Annotated in this window: 11 protein-coding genes; 10 read left to right on the top strand and 1 reads right to left on the bottom strand. The window is 68.1% G+C overall.

Features of this window, described 5'->3' with window-relative positions:
- Positions 1–188 precede the first annotated feature (188 nt).
- From ACWDU1_RS13560 to ACWDU1_RS13535, 6 genes are all read left to right on the top strand, one after another.
- Entirely contained in the window at positions 189–728 is a 540-nt protein-coding gene (locus ACWDU1_RS13560; RefSeq protein ID WP_449998414.1) for a DUF732 domain-containing protein, read from the top strand.
- A 10-nt stretch (positions 729–738) separates the two neighbouring features.
- On the top strand, positions 739–1,719 hold the full coding sequence (locus ACWDU1_RS13555) for a cutinase family protein (protein WP_449998413.1): 981 nt from the start codon (positions 739–741) through the stop codon (positions 1,717–1,719).
- A gap of 187 nt (positions 1,720–1,906) precedes the next feature.
- Positions 1,907–2,926, top strand: a complete 1,020-nt coding sequence (locus ACWDU1_RS13550) for an LLM class F420-dependent oxidoreductase (protein WP_449998412.1) — start codon at positions 1,907–1,909, stop codon at positions 2,924–2,926.
- Between the two features lie 188 nt (positions 2,927–3,114).
- On the top strand, positions 3,115–5,025 hold the full coding sequence (gene fadD32, locus ACWDU1_RS13545) for a long-chain-fatty-acid--AMP ligase FadD32 (RefSeq protein ID WP_449998410.1): 1,911 nt from the start codon (positions 3,115–3,117) through the stop codon (positions 5,023–5,025).
- A 99-nt stretch (positions 5,026–5,124) separates the two neighbouring features.
- Complete coding sequence (gene pks13 / locus ACWDU1_RS13540) at positions 5,125–10,335, top strand: polyketide synthase Pks13 (protein WP_449998409.1); 5,211 nt, start codon at positions 5,125–5,127, stop codon at positions 10,333–10,335.
- Complete coding sequence (locus tag ACWDU1_RS13535; protein WP_449998407.1) at positions 10,332–11,876, top strand: acyl-CoA carboxylase subunit beta; 1,545 nt, start codon at positions 10,332–10,334, stop codon at positions 11,874–11,876. The genes pks13 and ACWDU1_RS13535 overlap by 4 nt, the downstream gene beginning before the upstream one ends.
- Before the next feature lie 109 nt (positions 11,877–11,985).
- Here the strand turns inward: ACWDU1_RS13535 and ACWDU1_RS13530 are convergent, their stop codons facing one another.
- The gene (locus tag ACWDU1_RS13530) at positions 11,986–12,486 is read right to left on the bottom strand and encodes a peptidylprolyl isomerase (RefSeq protein WP_449998406.1); all 501 of its coding nucleotides are present in this window, start codon (positions 12,484–12,486) and stop codon (positions 11,986–11,988) included.
- A 194-nt stretch (positions 12,487–12,680) separates the two neighbouring features.
- On the opposite strand from ACWDU1_RS13530, the gene ACWDU1_RS13525 reads away from it, so the two are divergent.
- The 4 genes from ACWDU1_RS13525 (at position 12,681) to ACWDU1_RS13510 (ending at position 18,904) form a co-directional block, all read left to right on the top strand.
- Positions 12,681–15,998: an arabinosyltransferase domain-containing protein gene (locus tag ACWDU1_RS13525; RefSeq protein ID WP_449998404.1), complete on the top strand. Its 3,318-nt coding sequence runs from the start codon at positions 12,681–12,683 to the stop codon at positions 15,996–15,998.
- 80 nt (positions 15,999–16,078) lie between these two features.
- A complete protein-coding gene (locus tag ACWDU1_RS13520; RefSeq protein ID WP_449998402.1) occupies positions 16,079–16,303 on the top strand; it encodes a type II toxin-antitoxin system VapB family antitoxin in 225 nt (74 codons plus the stop codon).
- Positions 16,300–16,728, top strand: coding sequence for a PIN domain-containing protein (locus tag ACWDU1_RS13515; protein ID WP_449998400.1), 429 nt, complete (start codon positions 16,300–16,302; stop codon positions 16,726–16,728). Before ACWDU1_RS13520 ends, ACWDU1_RS13515 begins: the two co-directional genes overlap by 4 nt.
- Before the next feature lie 106 nt (positions 16,729–16,834).
- Positions 16,835–18,904 carry a galactan 5-O-arabinofuranosyltransferase gene (locus tag ACWDU1_RS13510; protein WP_449998398.1) on the top strand — a complete coding sequence of 690 codons (2,070 nt, stop codon included), beginning with the start codon at positions 16,835–16,837 and terminating at the stop codon, positions 18,902–18,904.
- Positions 18,905–19,118 lie beyond the last annotated feature (214 nt).

Below are 19,118 nucleotides of genomic sequence, written 5' to 3'. Positions count from 1 at the left end.
CCGCGCGGCGAAGCCGCGCCAATAGACACAGCAGCGCGCCAAAAGACAAACCATTACCCTCGGGGGTCGCGGCCCGGCACCCGCCGGGTCCCACGCAACCAGACGGTCAACCCAATGGTTCGGCGGTCCGCGACCGAGCGGCCGGGGAACACGCGCGCTCTCGCGCGCCGGAGCACAGGATGGAATGTATGTATCGGACCCGAGGCACGTTGCTCGGTGTGGTGGCGGCTGTGGCCGCCGCGGGCCTGCTCGCCGGCTGCGGCGACGACGATTCGACCGCGACCGGCACGCCCACGCTGTCGACCCCGGCCGCGGCGTCGTCGGTGAGTTCGGCTCCGGCCCCGGCTCCCGGGAGCGAGACCCCGGCTCCGGAGGGTGCGGCGCCCGAGGCCGCGCCGGCCCCGGAGCAGCCGGAGGCGCCCGCCCCGGAGCCGGAGCGGCCCGCGCCGGTGCCGCCGCAGGAGGGCGATACCGGTGCGCTCGGCGAGAAGGAGCAGACGTTCCTCGACGAGCTGGGTAAGCAGGGTGTCACCCCGTCGAGCCCGGATATCGCGCTGAGCATCGGCAACTACGTATGCCAGGGTGTGGCCGCCGGGACCTCGGATGCCGATATGGCGACCTTCGTCACCGCGATGGCCGGGTCGGATCCGTCGTTCGATCCGGCGAAGATGCCGGTCGAGCAGGCGGGCCAGATCTACATCAATACCGCCAAGACGAGCTACTGCTAGAGGTGCGGCGGTGAGTAGGGGACGTTCCCGGACCCGTCGGTCCGGCTGCTTCACGGTGCTCGCGTTGATCGTCGCCGGGCTGGTCATCGTGATATTGCTCTGGTACATGCTGGCGGGGTGCCTGCGGAAACCGGAGCCGCCGGGCCCCGGGCCGGGGCCGGAGGAGCCGACGAGTCAGCCCGCGAGCTGCCCGGACGTGCAGATGATCTCGGTGCCCGGCACCTGGGAGTCCAGCAGCGCCGACGACCCCTACAACCCGTCGGCGAATCCGGCGTCGCTGATGCTGAACGTGAGTGGCCCGGTGCGCGAACAGTTCCCGGACCAGCGCGTGGACGTCTATACCGTCCCCTATGTCGCCCAGTTCTCCAATCCGGTGGCGTTCCCGCCGGACGGTCAGGCCTCCTACAACGTGAGCCGGACCGAGGGCACCCGCAAGACCTTCGATTTCATGACCCAGCGGCACCAGGAGTGCCCGCTCACCACGTATGTGCTGGCCGGGTTCTCGCAGGGGGCGGTGATCGCCGGGGATATCGCCGAGCAGATCGGTAAGGGCAACGGCCCGGTTCCCGAGAACAAGGTCCTGGGTGTGACGCTCATCGCGGACGGCCGCCGGTCCGGGGAGACCGGCGACGGGCAGCCGATCCAGGTCGGCACACCGCCGCCCGGGGTGGGCGCCGAGGTCGCGTTGAACGGGCTCACCGTCCCGGGGATCACCATGACCGGACCGCGTACGGAAGGGTTCGGCGATCTCGCCGACCGGGTGTACACGATCTGTGCTCCCGGTGACCTGATCTGCGACGCGCCGCGTAACGCGCTGAGCCCCGCCAATATCCTCGGCAGCCTCGGCACTCTCACCCAGGCGGTGGGCAATCCGGTGCACAGCCTCTATCACGGGTTCGTGGTGGATCAGGATGGGACCACCGCCACCCAGTGGGCGACGAACTGGGCGATCGGCCTGGTGGAGGGCGCGCCGTCGCCTCCGCATTCGTGATTCCGGAGCGGATCGCGGCGCCACTGTCCCATGCGGTGGCGCCGCGGCGCCGTCTTGTGACAATTCACCGCACGCAGCGTGTTCCCTCCGGTCACGCAGGCTGTAAAGTGCGCTGGTGATCGCGCATCCCGCGCCCTGCGCCGGCGGGGGACGCGCAGTGACTTCCGATATCCAGGAGCATGAGTTCATGACAGAAGCCGCCGCACCGGTGGATGAGTTGAGCGCGCTGGGGACTCCGCTGCGTAAGTTCCGTTTCGCGGCCGCGGGCGAGGGAAACAAGCAGGAGGGCGGCGCCCGCAAGTTCATTCAGACGGCGCAGCAGGCCGAGGAATACGGCTACGACACGTTCGTGGTGCCGGACCACCTCGGTGACCAGATCGGCCCGATCGCGGCCCTGGGCGCGTTGTCCCAGGCCACGTCGACGATTCGGCTCGGCACGTCGGTTCTCGCCAACGGCTTCCGGCACCCGGTTGTCCTGGCCAAGGACCTGGCCACCATCGACGTGCTCTCGAAGGGCCGGCTCGAGGTGGGGATCGGTGCCGGCTGGAAGGCCGACGAGTTCGAGGCCGCGGGCCTGGATTACGACCGTCCCGGTGTCCGCCTGGCCAAGCTGGACGAGACGCTGACCATCCTCGATGTACTGCTGCGGGGTCAGGAGTGCACCTTCGAGGGCAAGTACTACCAGGTCAACGGCATCAAGGGGACCCCGCGCCCGCGGCAGGGCCCGCGCCCGCCGCTGTGTACCGGCGGTGGTGGGCCGCGGATGCTGAAACTGGCCGCCAAACACGCCGATATCGTCTCGATCGTGCCCGTCACCACCTCGAACGGTAAGGGCCTGCTCTCGGGTATCACGCTGGAGAAGACGATCGAGAAGGTCGAGCTCATCCGGGAGGCGGCCGGGGATCGGTTCGAGCAGATCGAGCTGAACTGGGCGATCACCGCCATCGTCATCACCGACGACCGGGAGAAGACCGCGGAGATGGCGCTGACCGCGCTCGATCGCGGGCTGCATCCCGATCTGGAGGTCGACGTCAAGCTCTCTGTCGAGGAGATCCTGGACTCGCCGTATGTGGCGATCGGCACCTTCGAGGAGATCGCCGACCAGATGCGACGGGTGCGCAAGCTCACGGGGATGTCCTATGTCGGCATTTTCCCGACCCAGATGGATGCGTTCGCACCGGTGATTCCCTTGCTCCGGGAGGAGTGAGAAGCTCATCTCTGTAACATGTCTCTGGTTTGAGAACATCTAGCCGATAGCGGTCACCGCGCAGACCGCACCCCAAAGCCTGCGGGGCCGGTTCTCGGATGGAGAGCTTCCGCGGCGAAAGCGAGTCGGGGCCACACAGTAAATAACGGCTGACGTGCCGTTGCCACGTGCGCCTCGGAGGAGAAGGAATGGACGAGACTTTCGACGACTACCTGGACGAGAACGGGAATATCACCATTCCCGAAGATCGCACCCTGGTCGACCACGTCGAGAAGCACACCCGCAACGACGCGAACACGCTGGCGTACCGCTATATCGATTACTCGCGTGAGCGCGACGGCGAAGTACACGAGCTGACGTGGCAGGAGTTCGGGGTCCGGCTGCGCGCGGTGGCCGGTCGACTCCAGCAGGTCACCACTCCCGGTGACCGGGTGGCGGTGCTCGCGCCACAGGGGCTCGACTACGTGATCTCGTTCTTCGCCGCGATCTACGCGGGCACCATCGCGGTTCCGCTGTTCGATCCGGACGAGCCGGGTCATACCGATCGGCTGCATGCCGTGCTGGGAGACTGCAAACCGTCGGCGATTCTGACGGCCAGTTCGTCGGCGGCCGGAGTGCGTCAGTTCTTCCGTTCGCTACCCGCGGCGCAGCGTCCGCGCATCATCGCCGTCGACGCGATCCCCGACACTCTCGGTGACAGCTGGGTGCGCCCCGATATCACCGTGGACGAGATCGCCTACCTGCAATACACCTCGGGTTCCACCCGGACCCCGGCCGGTGTGGAGATCACTCACCGCGCGGTCGGCACGAACCTGCTGCAGATGGTCGACGCCATCAATCTCGACTGGAACTCGCGCGGTGTCACCTGGCTGCCGCTGTTCCACGATATGGGTCTGCTGACGGTGATCCTGCCCGCCGTGGGCGGCAAATTCATCACCATCATGTCCCCGGCCTCGTTCGTGCGCCGTCCCTATCGCTGGATCAAGGAGCTCGCCGCCGCCTCCGACGGCGCCGGGACCTTCGCCGCCGCGCCGAACTTCGCGTTCGAGCACGCGGCGGTGCGCGGTCTGCCGAAGAACGGCGAATCGCTGGACCTGTCGAATGTGATCGGCCTGATCAACGGCAGCGAGCCGGTGACCACCTCGTCGATGAAGAAGTTCAACGAGGCCTTCGCTCCTTACGGCCTGCCCAAGACGGCGATCAAACCCTGCTACGGCATGGCCGAGGCCACGCTGTTCGTCTCCGCGACCAAGGCCGAGGACGAGGCGAAGGTCACCTATGTGGATCGCAACGAGCTGAATGCCGGTCGGATGGTGAAGGTCGACCAGGGCAGCGATAATGCGATCGCCCAGGTGAGCTGCGGTTATATCGCGAAGTCGCAGTGGGCCGTGATCGTCGATCCGGAAACGATCGACGGCGAGGCGCGCGAACAGCCCGACGGCCATGTCGGTGAGATCTGGCTGCACGGCAACAATATGGGCATCGGGTACTGGGGCCGCGACAACGAAACCAAGGCGACCTTCCAGAACAAGATCGTCACCCCGCTCGCCGAGGGCAGTCACGCGGAGGGCACCACGCCCGAGTCCAACTGGATGCGCACCGGCGACTACGGCGTCTACTACGACGGCGAGCTCTACATCACCGGCCGGGTCAAGGATCTGGTGATCGTCGACGGCCGCAACCACTACCCGCAGGATCTGGAGTTCTCCGCGCAGGAGGCCAGCACCGCGCTGCGCCCGGGATTCGTGGCGGCGTTCTCGGTCCCGGCCAACCAGTTGCCGGCCGAGGTGTTCGCCCAGGGCAGCCATTCGGGCCTGAAGTTCGACGCCGACGACGCCTCCGAGCAACTGGTCGTGGTGGCCGAGCGGGGTCCGGGCGCCGGTAAGGCCGATCCGCTGCCCATCGCCGACGCGGTACGCGCGGCGATCTCCCAGCGTCACGGCGTGACCGTCCGGGATCTGCTGCTGGTGCCCGCGGGTTCGATTCCGCGCACCTCCAGCGGCAAGATCGCGCGCCGGGCGTGCAAGTCCGCGTATATCGAGGGCACCCTGCGCGGTGGTTACACCCAGCAGGCTTTCCCCGATGCACCTGAGGAATAGGTCCGCACCCGAGCCGGGTCGCGGCCGCGCCGACCATCCATGCCCGCGCTGCGCGGGCTGGTGCCCCGCACCGCGTACAGACAGGTAGTTTGAGGACTGATGGCTGATAACGAGGGCACGTCGCCGGAGACGACCGAGAACCTTCCCGCGGAGGCGGGAGACGGCGCCGCCGAGGTGTCCGCGGCCGCGGGCGGGGGCTCGAACCCCGATATCTCGGTCGCCGAGCTGCGGGAATGGTTGCGGCGCTGGGTCGCCGAGGCCACCGGGCAGCAGGTCGAGCAGATCACCGTGGATCGGCCGATGGAGGAGTTCGGGCTCGCTTCCCGCGACGCGCTGGCGCTGGGCGGGGAGATCGAGGAACTCACCGGCGTGGTGCTGAACCCCACGGTCATCTACCAGCATCCGACCATCGGCTCGCTGGCGGAGATCGTGGTCAACGGTCCGCCGGAACTCGTTCTCGAAGCCGATGACGATCAGTTCTACACCTCGGGATATGCCCCGGGTGAGGCGCACGATATCGCGATTGTCGGCCTGTCGACCCGGCTGCCCGGCGCGGGCGACACTCCGGAGTCCACCTGGGAATTCCTGATCAACGGCGGGGACGCCATCCGGGAGCGCCCGGCCGGTCGCTGGTCGGAGTTCCTGGAGAATCCGCAGGTGGCGCAGGCCGTGGCCGAGGGCAACACCCGCGGCGGCTACCTGGACCAGAACGTCGTCACCGATTTCGACGCCGAATTCTTCGCCATGTCGCCGATCGAGGTCGAGCGCATCGATCCGCAGCAGCGGCTCATGATGGAACTCACCTGGGAGGCGCTCGAGCACGCCCGGATTCCCGCCAGCGATCTGCGCGGGGAGTCGGTGGGTGTCTACATCGGCACCACCAGCAATGATTTCCAGCTGCTGGCCGCGATGAGCCTGGGCGAGACCGACCCGAATGTTCCGGCGTCGGCCGAGGCCTACAAGATCATGGGCAGCGTCAGCAGCATCATCGCCAACCGGATCTCCTACTTCTACGATTTCCGCGGCCCGTCGCTCGCGGTCGACACGGCGTGCTCCTCGACGCTGGTGGCCGTTCATCAGGCGGTACAGGCCCTGCGCGCCGGCGATGCCGATGTCGCGCTGGCCGGCGGTGTGAACATGCTGCTCGCCCCGATGGCCACGCTCGGGTTCGACAAGAACGGCGCGGTGGCCGAGGACGGCCGTATCAAGGCCTTCTCCTCCGACGCCGACGGCATGGTCCGCTCCGAGGGCGCCGGCCTGGTGGTGCTCAAACGCCTCGCCGACGCCGAGCGCGACGGTGACGACATCCTGGCCGTGGTGAAGGGTTCGGCGGTCAACAGCGACGGCCGGTCCAACGGTCTCATCGCCCCGAACCCCGACGCCCAGGCCGATGTGCTGCGCCGCGCCTACCGTGATGCCGGGATCGTGCCCTCCACGGTCGACTACATCGAGGCGCACGGCACCGGCACCCTGGTCGGCGACCCGATCGAGGCACAGGCGCTCGGACAGGTCGTCGGCGCGGGCCGTGCGGCGGACGCGCCGGCGCTGCTCGGCTCGGCGAAGACCAACTTCGGGCATCTGGAGTCGGGGGCGGGCGCGGCGAGTCTGGCCAAGGTGATCATGGCCTTCCGCAACGATGTGCTGCCCGCCAATATCAACTACGCCGGCCCGAACCCCTACATCCCGTTCGAGCAGGCCCGGTTGAAGGTCGTCGACGAGCCGACACCGTTCCCGCGCTACAGCGGTACCGCAACCGTCGGTATCTCCGGGTTCGGATTCGGCGGTACCAACGCCCACCTCGTGGTGCAGGAGTACAAGCCCGCCGTGCCGGTGACCGATCCGACCGGCTCGGCCGAGGATTCCGACGGCGACGAGGCGCTCGATGTGGCGACCACCGATGTGGTCGCCGAGGCCGAGGCCGTGGTGGCCGATGCCGTACCCGAACCCGAATGGTCGGCCGATCGCGCCGAACCGCTGCCGGTGATCCTCGCCGTCTCCGCCTACCTGCCATCGCGCCGCCGCCGCGCCGCCGCGGATCTGGCCGACTGGCTGGAAACCGAAGCGGGACAGCGGACCCCGCTCCCCGATGTGGCCCGCGCGCTGGCCAAACGCAGCCACTGGCGCTCCCGGGGCGTAGTGCTGGCCAAGGACCACGCCGAAGCGATCACCGGCCTGCGCGCGATCGCCGCGGGCAAACCCGGACAGGGTGTCTTCACCGCCGATGCCCCGGCCGCCCAGGGACCCATGTGGGTGATGGCCGGTTTCGGCGCCCAGCACCGCAAGATGGGTAAACAGCTCTACCTGGAGAACTCGATCTTCCGCCGCACCGTCGACGAGGTCGACGAACTCGTCCAGGACGAGGCCGGCTATTCGGTGCGCGAGATGATGCTCGACGACGCTCAGGACTGGGATATCGGCACGTCCCAGGTCGGGACGTTCACGATTCAGGTCGGGCTCGCCGCGCTGCTGCGTGCGCACGGTGCCGAACCCGCCGCGGTGGTCGGGCACTCCCAGGGTGAGGTGGCCGGCGCGTACATCAGCGGCGGACTGCCGCTCGAGGACGCGGTCCGGGTGATCTGCGCGCGTTCCCGCCTCATGCGGGAGGGCGAGGAGATGCTCACCGACGACGACGTCCGGAATATGGCCCTGGTGGAGTTGAGCGCCGACGATGTCGCCGCCATGCTGCCGGATTACCCGGATATCGAGGTCGCGGTGTACGCGGCGCCGACCAACACCGTGATCGGCGGCCCGGTGGATCAGGTCGCGGCGATCGTCGCGAAGGTCGAGGAAGCCGGGAAGTTCGCCCGCGTCCTGCAGACCAAGGGTGCCGGGCACACCTCGCAGATGGATCCGCTGCTCGGCGAACTCGCCGCCGAACTGGCCGGGATCGAACCGACGACATCGACGGTCGGCCTGTATTCCACGGTCGATAAGGAGCAGTACTACCCGCCCGGTCACGACCCGGTGCACACCGAGGCCTACTGGGTGAAGAACATGCGGCACAGCGTGTACTTCACCAACGCGGTGCGCCGCGCGGTCGACGCCGGGATCACCACCTTCCTGGAGCTGGCCCCGAATTCGGTGGCGCTCATGCAGGTACTGGGCACCACCTTCGCCGCCGGACTGCCCGACGCGCAGCTGATTCCGACGCTCAAGCGCAAAGAGGACGAACCGGCCGCGGTGATCGCCGCGCTGGCCCAGCTCTATGTGCACGGGCACGCGGTCGATCTGGCCTCGCTGCTGCCGACCGGGCCCTACGCCGATATCCCGCGTACCGCGTTCGTCCGGAAACGGTACTGGCCCAAGGTCAGCGCGTTCTCCACCGGCGGAGGCGGTATCCCGGGCGCCTCGGTGGCGCTGCCGGACGGCCGCCATGTCTGGGAGGTCCGGGCGGCCGCGGTCGACGACCTGCCCGCGCTGGTCCGGACCGCGGCGTCGCAGGTACTGGCCGATGTCGCGCTCGGCGCGAGCATCGCCCACGCCCCACTGCCCGCCACGGGCACCCTCACCACCACCCTCACCCCGCATCCCGGCGGTGCCTCCGTCCAGGTGCACGCCCGTGAAGAAGGACAGTTCCGGCTGCTGTTCGACGCGGTCGTCACCTCCGGCGCGGCGCTGCCGGTTCCGGCCACCCCCGCCGCGACCGCGACGGCAGTCGCGGAAGTCGAGACCGCCGACGTGGACACCGCCGGGTTCGGCGATCGCTGGGACCCGGAGAGCGGGCAGTCGGTGGAGGACCGGCTGGCGCTGATCGTCGCCGAATCCATGGGTTACGCGGTCGAGGACCTGCCCATGGAGATCCCGCTCATGGAACTCGGGCTGGATTCGCTGATGGCGATGCGGATCAAGAACCGGGTCGAATACGAATTCGATATCCCGCAGCTGCAGGTGTCGGCGGTACGCGATGCCAGCCTGCACGAGGTCGGCAAGGTTCTGCGCTACGCGATCGAGCATCGCGACGAGGTCCGCGAAATGGCGGAGAAGCAGGCCAGCGGTGCGGCCGGGGCGCTGGACGACAACTTCGTCGAGGCGGCGAAGGCGGCGCTGGAGGCGGGCGAGGATCCCGCCGCGGCCCTGAACCGGGACATGAGCGGATCGGCCGCGGACGCCGGGGCGGATCCGGCATCTCCGGTGGCGCCGGCCGAACCGGCGCAAGTGCCGGCCGAGCCATCCGCGATCTTCGGCGGCGGTGCGGCCGGGGAGCCGGACAGCGATAACGTTCCGCCACGTGACGCGGCCGAACGGCTCACCTACGCCTCGTGGGCGGTCATCACCGGCGAATCGGCGGGAGGAATCTTCAACACCCTGCCGATCCTGGACGAGGAGACCGCCGAAAAGCTGGCGGCCCGGCTCACCGATCGGGTGGGTGCGGAGATCACCGTGGACGAGGTTCTCGACTGCGAGACCATCGAACAGCTGGCCGATATCGTGCGCACGCTGCAGGACAGCGGTGCCGATGTGGAAGGGTACGTCCGTCCCCTCCGGGCCCGTTCCGAGGGCTCGGACGCGGTGCCCGTATTCGTCTTCCATCCGGCCGGCGGCAACACCCTGGTCTACGAGCCGCTGCTGAAGCGGCTTCCCGAGGGCACGCCGATGTACGGCCTGGAGCGGGCCGAGGGCTCGATCGAGGAGCGGGCCCGCGAGTATGTTCCGGAACTGCGCAAACTCCAGGGCGAGGGGCCGTATGTGCTGTACGGCTGGTCGTTGGGCGCCGTGCTCGCGATGGCGGTCGCGCAGCTGCTGCGTGCGGAGGGCGCCGAAGTACGGCTCGTCGGCCTCATCGACCTCGCTATTCCGGCCGAGCCGGAGGACAACAGCTCCGAAGAGCGGTTCCGGCGGATGCAGCGCTACCAGACCTTCGCCAAGAAGACCTTCAACGTCAACGGCGAACTCGACGACGAGCAGCTGCGTGAACTGGCGGACTCCTCCGATGAGGAGCAGTTCAAGATGATCAGCGATCTGATCAAGATGACCGGTGCGAAGATCCCGGGCGGGGTGCTCGAACATCAGAAGACCTCGTGGATCGAGAACCGGGCGCTGCAGCAGGTCAGTCCGACGAACTACGACGGCGACGTGGTGCTGTACCTCGCGGATCGCTACCACGACGGCGCGATCGAGCTCGAACCCCGCTACGCCGAGCGCCGGCCGAACGGCGGCTGGGACGAATACCTGCCGAACCTGGAGATCATCCACATCCCCGGCGACCACCTGCAGATCATCGATGAGCCCCGGATCGGCCGTATCGGTGCCGACCTGACCGCTAAACTCGCGCAGATCACCTCGAGTGCGGCCGGGAAAGGGAGCAAGTGAGCACGACTGCCGAGAAACTCGCCGATCTGCGCAAAAGGCTCGAACTGGCGCAGGAACCGGCGGGTGAGTCCGCTGTCGCGAAACGCGCGCGCAAGGGTATTCCCAGCGCGCGGGACCGGATCAAGATGCTGCTGGATCCGGGGTCGTTCGTGGAACTGGGCGCCCTGGTGCGCCGTCCGGGCGATCCGGACGCGCTCTACGGCGACGGCGTGGTGACCGGGCACGGCCAGGTCGGTGGCCGGCCGGTGGCAGTGTTCTCGCACGATCAGACCGTGTACGGCGGGTCGGTCGGGGAGATGTTCGGTCGTAAGGTCGCCGGGATCATGGAATACGCGGCCAAGGTGGGCTGCCCGCTGATCGGTATCAACGATTCCGGCGGTGCCCGCGTGCAGGAGGCGGTGTCCTCGCTGGCCTGGTACGCCGAACTGGCCACCCGGCAGGAGAGCCTGTCCGGGATGGTGCCGACGGTCTCGCTGATTCTCGGTAAATGCGCCGGTGGCGCGGTGTATTCGCCGATCAACACCGATGTCGTGGTGGCCACCGAGGCGGCGTACATGTTCGTCACCGGACCGAAGGTCATTCGCGAGGTCACCGGTGAGGATGTCAGCCTGGAGGAACTGGGCGGGGCCCACAGCCAGGCGCAGTACGGCAATATCCACCATGTCGCCCCCGATGAACAGGCCGCCTTCGAGTGGGTCCGCGATTACCTGTCGTATCTGCCGACCAGTTGCCAGGAGCAGCCGCCGATCGTGAATCCGGGGCTGGAACCGGAGGTCACCGATTCCGACCGGGAGCTCGACGCCCTGGTCCCGGATTCCGACAACTCCGGCTACGACATGCACGATGTGCTGCTGCGGATCTTCGACGACGGGGCGTTCCACGAATACGGCGCCGAGGCCGGCCGCAACATCATCACCGGTTTCGCCCGGGTGGACGGCCGCAGTGTCGGCGTGGTCGCCAATCAGCCCATGGTCTACGCCGGTGCGCTGGACGCCCGCGCCTCCGATAAGGCCTCACATTTCGTGCGGCTCTGCGACGCCTACGAGATACCGCTGGTCTTCGTGGTGGATACGCCGGGCTTCCTGCCCGGGGTCGAGCAGGAGAAGGTCGGCGTCATCAAACGCGGCGGCCGGTTCCTGTTCGCGTATGTGGAGGCCACCGTGCCGAAGGTGACGGTCGTGGTCCGCAAATCCTACGGCGGCGGTTACGCGGTGATGGGTTCCAAACAGCTCGGCGCCGATGTCAACCTGGCCTGGCCGACGGCCCGGATCGCGGTGATGGGCGCCGAGAGCGCGGTGAGCCTGATCGGGGCGGCGCAGATCGCGGCCGCGCCCGAGGATCAGAAGCCGGCCGTCCGCCAGCAGATGATCGACTTCTACAACGCCACGATGGCGACGCCGTGGGTGGCCGCCGAACGCGGTTTCATCGACGCGGTGATCGAACCGGCGCAGACCCGGCTGGAATTGCGCCGCGCCCTGCAGTTGCTGCGCGACAAGACGGTGATCCGCAACCCGCGTAAACACCACCTGCTGCCACTGTGACGCCACCGGTTCGGGTTGTCCCGGTGAATGACCGCGACAACCCGAACCGACGCGTGTGTCCCGCTCGGCCCGCGATCGAGTGTGGGCCTGCCGGAACGGGGCCGGTACTTCAGCCCGTGATCGTCGCGGATTCGATGACCACGTTCTCCGCCGGGACATCCTGGTGCATGCCCTGCGAGGACGTGGAAACCGCGGCGATCTTGTCGACCACCTCGGTGCCGTCGGTGACGGCGCCGAAAACGGCGTAGCCCCAGCCCTGACCCGCCGGCTGGGTGTGGTTCAGGAAATCGTTGTCCGCGACATTGATGAAGAACTGCGCGGTCGCCGAATGCGGATCGTTCGTACGGGCCATCGCGACCGTGTACTTGTTGTTCTTGAGGCCGTTGGCGGCCTCGTTCTGAATGGGCGCCTGAGTCGGCTTCTGCTGCATCTGACCGTCGAAGCCGCCGCCCTGCACCATGAAGCCCGGGATCACGCGGTGGAAAATCGTGCCGTCGTAATGCCCGGACTTCACGTATTCGACGAAATTGCGGACGGTGTCCGGCGCCTTCGCCTCGTCCAGCTCGAGGCCGATGGTTCCGTAGTTCGTGTCGAGATTCACCTTGGTCATGCCCCTACCTTTCCATTAGCGCCGCCATACCCCACGCATAAGGGGGTGTTTCCGGGCCGATTGTGCCAGCCGCCCCTCTTTACCCCGTTCCGCCGGTTTCTATGCCCCGTTCGCCGGGAGTGTTTTCCGAGGGAGTGGGTACTCGCCGGGGGCACCATCCGGCCGTGGGCCCGATGCCCAAGTAGCATGCCAGCGTGCCAGAAGTCGCCACCGCAGTACTGACGAAGACGCCACCGGAGCCGCGGACCGAGGTCGCGCCGAAAGATTTCCGGGTCGCGCGCCTCGTCGCGATCATCACCGGTGTGCTGGGCGCGTTGTTCGCGATCGCCACGCCCTTTCTTCCGGTCACCCAGACCACCGCGACGCTGAGCTGGCCGCAGAACGACACCCTGGCCAATGTGCAGGCGCCGTTGATGTCGCAGGTGCCGCTCGACCTCACCGCGACCATCCCGTGCGCGGCGGTGAACCAGCTGCCGCCGCAGGGCGGCATGCTGCTGTCCACCGCGCCGCCGCAGGGCGACCGGGCCGCGCTCGAGGCGTTGTTCGTGCGCGTCTCGGAGACCTCGGTCGATGTGGTGGACCGCAACGCGGTGGTGGCGACCGCCGACCGGGCGGAGATGGCGAACTGCACGGCGATCACCATCCGTTCCGATAACGAGCGCACCACCGCCGCGTTCGAGGGCCTGGTCCTGGCCGACGGGACCCCCAACGCGGGGCAACTGGTCGGCGACCTGCGTCCGCAGATGGTCGGTGTGTTCACCGATATGACCGGCGGCATCCCGGCCGGGCTGAGCCTGGAGTCCACGATCGACACCCGGTTCACCTCCAGCCCGACCTGGATCAAACTGGCCGCGATCATCGCCGCGGTGCTGTGCACCCTGCTCTCGCTGGTCGCGCTGGCCCGGCTGGACACCAGCGACGGTCGCGGGCACCGGCGGTTCCTGCCCGCGCACTGGCTCAAACCGACGTTCGCCGACGGCGGAGTTATCGGCACCCTGGTGATCTGGCATTTCCTGGGTGCCAACACCTCCGACGACGGCTACATCCTGAGCATGGTCCGGGTGGCCCCGGACGCGGGCTATATGGCCAACTATTTCCGCTGGTACGGCGTCCCGGAGGCGCCGTTCGGCTGGTACTACTACGTGATCCAGCTGTTCTCGGAGGTTTCGACGGCCAGCCCGTGGGTCCGGCTGCCGGCGCTGGCCTGCGGCATCCTCTGCTGGATGGTGATCAGCCGCGAGGTCGTGCCGCGGCTGGGCAACGGTCTGCGCGGCGCCCGCGCCCGGGCCTGGTTCGGCAGTGTGCCGCTGTGGACCGGCGGTCTGGTGTTCCTGGCGTTCTGGCTGCCCTACGACAACGGTCTGCGGTCCGAACCGATCGTCGCGCTCGGCGCCCTGCTCACCTGGGTCTCCATCGAAAGGGCCATCGCGACGGCCCGGCTGCTGCCGGCCGCCATGGCGGTGCTGATCGCCGCGTTCACCCTGGCCGCCGCGCCCACCGGTCTCATGTGTGTGGCGGCGCTGCTGGCCGGTATCCGGCCCATCACCCGCATCATCGTGAAACGGCATCGCGAACACGGCACCGTGGCACTGCTGGCGCCACTGGCCGCGGCCGGATTCCTGGTGCTCACGGTCGTCTACAGCGATCAGACCTTCGCCGGGATCCAGGAGGCGAACCGGGTGCGGCAGCTGGCCGGGCCCAACCTGGCCTGGTACGAGGACTACCTGCGCTACTACTACCTGTTCGTCGAGACGGTCGACGGATCGCTGTCGCGCCGGTTCGCGTTCCTGGCCATGCTGCTGTGCCTGTTCACCACCATGCTGGTGCTGTTGCGGCGGCGCCGGGTGCCCGGTATCGCGGCCGGGCCGACCTGGCGGCTGATGGGTGTGGTGTTCGGGACGATCTTCTTCATGATGTTCAACCCGACCAAGTGGACCCACCACTTCGGCGCCTACGCCGGTATCGCGGGTTCGCTGGCCGCGGTGACCGCGGTGGCGGTTTCGGCGTCGGCGTTGCGCGCGCGCAAGAACCGGGCCATCTTCCTGGCGGGCCTGATGTTCACGCTGGCGCTCGCGTTCTCCGGTATCAACGGGTACTGGTACGTGTCCAGCTACGGGGTCCCGTGGTTCGACAAACGGGTCGTGCTGGCCGGTTTCTCCTCCAACACCGGTGCCCTGATCCTGTTCGGTCTCGCGTTGCTGCTGGTGGCCTGGCATGTGCTGCGTGAGGGTTATGCGAAACCGCCGAACAGCACCCGGACCGCGCGCGGGCGCCGGGTCCGTAAATTCGCCGCCATCCCGCTGACCCTGGTGGCCGCGGCGATGGTGCTGTTCGAGGTGCTCTCGCTGGCCAAGGGCGCGTACTCGCAGTATCCGGCGTATTCGCTGGGCCGCGGCAATATCGACGCCCTCGCGGGTGAGACCTGCGGACTGGCCAACGACGTGCTGGTGGAGGTGAACGCCAACGCGGGCCGCTTGAACCCGATCGTCGACCCGGCGAATCCGCCCACCAACCCGGGCGATCCGATGGCCGGTATCGATCCGGTGGGCTTCGACCCCAACGGGGTGCCCGATGACCTGTCCGCCGACGCCGTCGAGGTGAAACCGGGTACCGGTAACACCTCCAACCAGACCGTGGGCGCGGCGTTCGCCGAAGGCCAGAACGCCGGTACCGGCGGCGGCCAGGGCACACTCGGCGTGAACGGCAGCACCGTGGCGCTGCCCTTCGGCCTGGACCCGGCCACCACCCCGATCCTGGGCAGCTACCAGGACGGTGTGCAGCAGCCCGCGCATGTGACCTCGAGCTGGTACGAGCTGCCGGAGCGCTCGCCGGACCATCCGCTGCTGGTGATCACCGCGGCCGGGCGCATCCTGTCCTACGACGACACCGGCGCCATGCAGTACGGCCAGTCGCTCACCGTCGACTACGGCAAGCGGCAGCCGGACGGTTCGGTGACCCCGCTGGGGACCTATCTCCCGCGCGATATCGGCCCCTTCCCGTCCTGGCGCAACCTGCGGGTTCCGCTGGACGAGATCGCCCCCGAGGCCGACACGGTCCGGATCGTCGCCAACGATCCGATCCTCATCGGCGACCAGTGGCTGGCGTTCACCCCGCCGCGGCTGCCCAAACTGGAGACCGCCAACGACTACCTGGGCTCGGAGCAGCCGATCCTGCTGGACTGGGCCGTGGGCCTGCAGTTCCCCTGCCAGCGCCCGTTCCGGCACGAGAACGGGGTGGCCGAGGTGCCGAAGTTCCGCGTCCTGCCGGACCGGCCGCTGGCCGTGAGTTCCACCAACACCTGGCAGGCCCAGGAGTTCGGTGGCCCGCTCGGGTTCTCCCAGATGCTGGCGAAATCCACCACCATCCCGACCTATCTGAAGAACGACTGGGGCCGGGACTGGGGCACGCTGGAACGCTACGACCAGTACTACGACGCGGTGCCCGCGCAGTTGCAGACCGGCACCGCGACCCGCACCGGGCTGTGGGATCCGGGCATGCTGCGCGTGTTCTGATCGTCGTGGCCGATGCTGACGCCGCAACTCTATGTACAATCTGATTGTCCGAATAGGTCAATAATGTACAGGGGGTTGCGGTGTCACTAACGCATATCGAGATCGACGACGACGAACTCGAAACCGCGAAAAAGCTGGGTGGGCACAAGACCAAAACAGCGGCGGTAGCCGAGGCTCTTCGTCAGTACAACCAGCGCTTGAACCGGGCAGCCGCAGTCGACTACTACTTCGAACTGGCGCGTGACTGGGATATCGAGGGCGCGGAAGCGGCACACGCAGCGGAGAAGCGTGGCGGCGCCGAGTGACCGGATACCTGGTGGATTCATCCGCGCTCTGGCGCATCCTCCGGGACCGGGCAGTTCTCGATCGCTGGCGCGAAACGCTCGCGGACGGTCAGGTCCGCTCCTGCTATCCGCAGCGCAGCGAGTTTCTCGTCTCGGCACGCAACCTGAAGGAGTACTCGGACTTCTGCCGCATGTTCGACACCCTCTATCGGGATATTGCGGTCCCGAAGGGCGCTGGACCATGGATCGGAAAGGTGCAGTACTACGCCGCCGAACGTGGTAACCATCGCTGCCTGTCAGCCGTCGACCTGCAAGTATGCGCGACTGCTGCCCACCACGGCCTGACAGTCGTGCACGATGACGCCGATTTCGTCACTGCTTCCAGGCTGGCAGTCGAGGTCCGGCAACTCAATGTGCACGAAGGCCCGTTCGACCCGGACCGGTAGCGGGTTCTCCACGCTGTGCCGTCCCGCGCATGCGTCCGCGCGGGACGGCCTGCACTAGGCTGACCGACGCCCAGTAGGTGGATCGGAGCCGGAGGTAAGTACGCCGATGACGACGAGTCGCGGCGCGCGGTTGGTGCGTCAGGTCGGGGCCGGAGTCGGCGAGGCGGTACTTGCCACGGTGGTCGCCGTAGTGGTGGTCGCCGTCGGGCTGACCGCGTTCTCGCTGGTGGAATGGCCGGCCTTCAACTCCTCCAACGTGGTGCGCGCGCTGACCACGGTGGGTCAGGTCGGCGCCCTGATACTGGTGGCCGCCTCGATCGCGCTGTTGCGGCTGCGCCGGGCCCGCCCATGGGCGAAAGTGCTCTCCTGGGCCGGGGTCTCGGCGTTCGTCACGGTGACCCTGGGGATGCCGCTGGCCGCCACCAAGCTGTACCTGTTCGGTATCTCGGTGGACCAGGAATTCCGCACCGAATACCTCACCCGGCTCACCGACAGCGCGGCGCTGCGGGATATGACCTACGCCGATCTCCCGCCGTTCTATCCGGCGGGCTGGTTCTGGATGGGCGGGCGGTTCGCCAACCTGCTCGGTATGGACGGCTGGGAGGTGTTCAAGCCCTACGCGATCGGGTCGATCGCGGTGGCCGCGGTGGTATCGCTGGTGCTGTGGTCGCGGCTGATCCGAGCCGACTGGGCGGTCGGGGTGACCGCCGCGATCACCGCGGTAGCGGTCACCTACGCGGCGCCCGAGGCGTACGGCGCGGTGATCGCCATCCTGATCCCGCCGGTGCTGGTGATGGCGTGGGGCGCGCTGTACCGCCCGGCCGAACTCGCCCGGGCCGCCGCACCCGCCACCCCTTCGCCGGGTGGCGGCGGATCGGAGTCCGAACAGAATCCCGCGACCGGGGGCTCGGTGGTCGCCGCCGGCGCGGCACCCACAGCGGGCGGTTGGGCCGCGGTACTGGGCACCGGGCTGTTCCTGGGCATGGCTGCCACCTTCTACACCCTCTACTTCGCGTTCGCGGTGTTCACCGTGGTGCTGATGGCGGTGGTCGCGGCCGGGCTGGGAGTCCGGGCGCGCTACGCCGCCCGCCCCCGCCGCCGGATCGCGGTACGCGACGGGACTGTGGACCGGCCGGTCGGCGGGATCGGGCGGGCCGTCGGCGCGCCACTGCTGCGCCTGTTCGTGATGGGCCTGGTCACGGCGCTGGTGGGGCTGCCGGTGTTCCTGCCGTTCCTGCTGCGCATGCTGGACAGCCCCCGCTTCCAGTCCGGCGGGGCCTTCCACTACCTGCCCGAGGCCGGGTCCGAACTGCCGCTGCCGATGGCGCATTTCTCACTGCTCGGCGTGTTCTGCCTGGTCGGCGTGATCTGGCTGGTGCTGCGGGCGAGTTCGTCACGGCGGGCGCAGGCTCTGGGAATCGGCGTACTCGCGGTGTACCTGTGGTCACTGCTGTCCATGCTGGCGACGGCCGCCGGCACCACCCTGCTGTCGTTCCGGCTGGAACCGGTGCTGCTGGTACTGCTGGCCGCGGCCGGCGGGTTCGGGTTCGTCGAAGGCGCCCGGGCGATCTACCAGGCGCTCAACGAACCGGCGCGGTTCCGGTGGGTGGCCATCGTGGTGGCGACCGTCGGCGCGCTGGCCTACTGCCAGGACATTCCCCACGTGCTGGCGCCGGAGATCACCACCGCCTACACCGATACCGACGGTGACGGCGTCCGCGCCGACCAGCGTGACCCGTCGGCGGTGCGCCACTACCGCCATATCGACGAGGCGTTGCGCGATCAGACGGGTCGCGAACCGGCGGGCACGGTGCTGCTCACCGGTGACACCACCTTCCTCGCCTACTACCCGTACTTCGGATTCCAGGGCCTGACCTCGCATTACGCCAACCCGCTGGCCGATTACGCACAGCGTTCGGCCGCGATCGAGCAGTGGAGCGGACTGGAGACGCCCGACGAACTGATCGCCGCGCTGGACTCCGCGCAGTGGCGGGCTCCGGATGCCTTCCTGTTCCGCCGCAGCGGCGACGACTACACGCTGCGCCTGGCCGCCGACGTCTACCCGAACGACCCGAACGTCAAGCGCTACACCGTCACCTTCCCCGCCCGTCTCTTCGACGACCCGCGCTTCACCGTCACCGATATCGGTCCGTTCGCTCTGGTTGTTCGGGATTGACGGTGTGATGCGGGGTGGGGTGGGTTTGCTCGCGAAAGTGGGGAGGTGGCCTTGCTCGCGGAGGTGGGGAGGTGACCTTGCCTGCGGAGGTGGGAGGGTGACCTTTCTCGCCAAGGTATGAAGGTGACCCTGCTCGCCAAGGTTCTGTGTTTATTGGCGCGGCTTCGCCGCGCGGGGTTCGGCCCCCGAAGCGTCTGCTGTCAGCGCTCGAGAC

It is taken from the genome of Nocardia sp. NPDC003345, assembly GCF_053589395.1.
Note: the sequence above shows the minus strand (reverse complement) of the source record. Positions and strands in the feature narration are given on the sequence as shown.

What these genes read in the sequence shown, in the direction of transcription:
- ACWDU1_RS13560 (WP_449998414.1), top strand. Translation starts at nt 189, where the DNA reads ATGTATCGGACCCGAGGCACGTTGCTCGGTGTGGTGGCGGCTGTGGCC.
- ACWDU1_RS13550 (WP_449998412.1), top strand. Translation starts at nt 1,907, where the DNA reads ATGACAGAAGCCGCCGCACCGGTGGATGAGTTGAGCGCGCTGGGGACT.
- fadD32 (WP_449998410.1), top strand. Translation starts at nt 3,115, where the DNA reads ATGGACGAGACTTTCGACGACTACCTGGACGAGAACGGGAATATCACC.
- pks13 (WP_449998409.1), top strand. Translation starts at nt 5,125, where the DNA reads ATGGCTGATAACGAGGGCACGTCGCCGGAGACGACCGAGAACCTTCCC.
- ACWDU1_RS13530 (WP_449998406.1), bottom strand. Translation starts at nt 12,486, where the DNA reads ATGACCAAGGTGAATCTCGACACGAACTACGGAACCATCGGCCTCGAG.
- ACWDU1_RS13510 (WP_449998398.1), top strand. Translation starts at nt 16,835, where the DNA reads ATGACGACGAGTCGCGGCGCGCGGTTGGTGCGTCAGGTCGGGGCCGGA.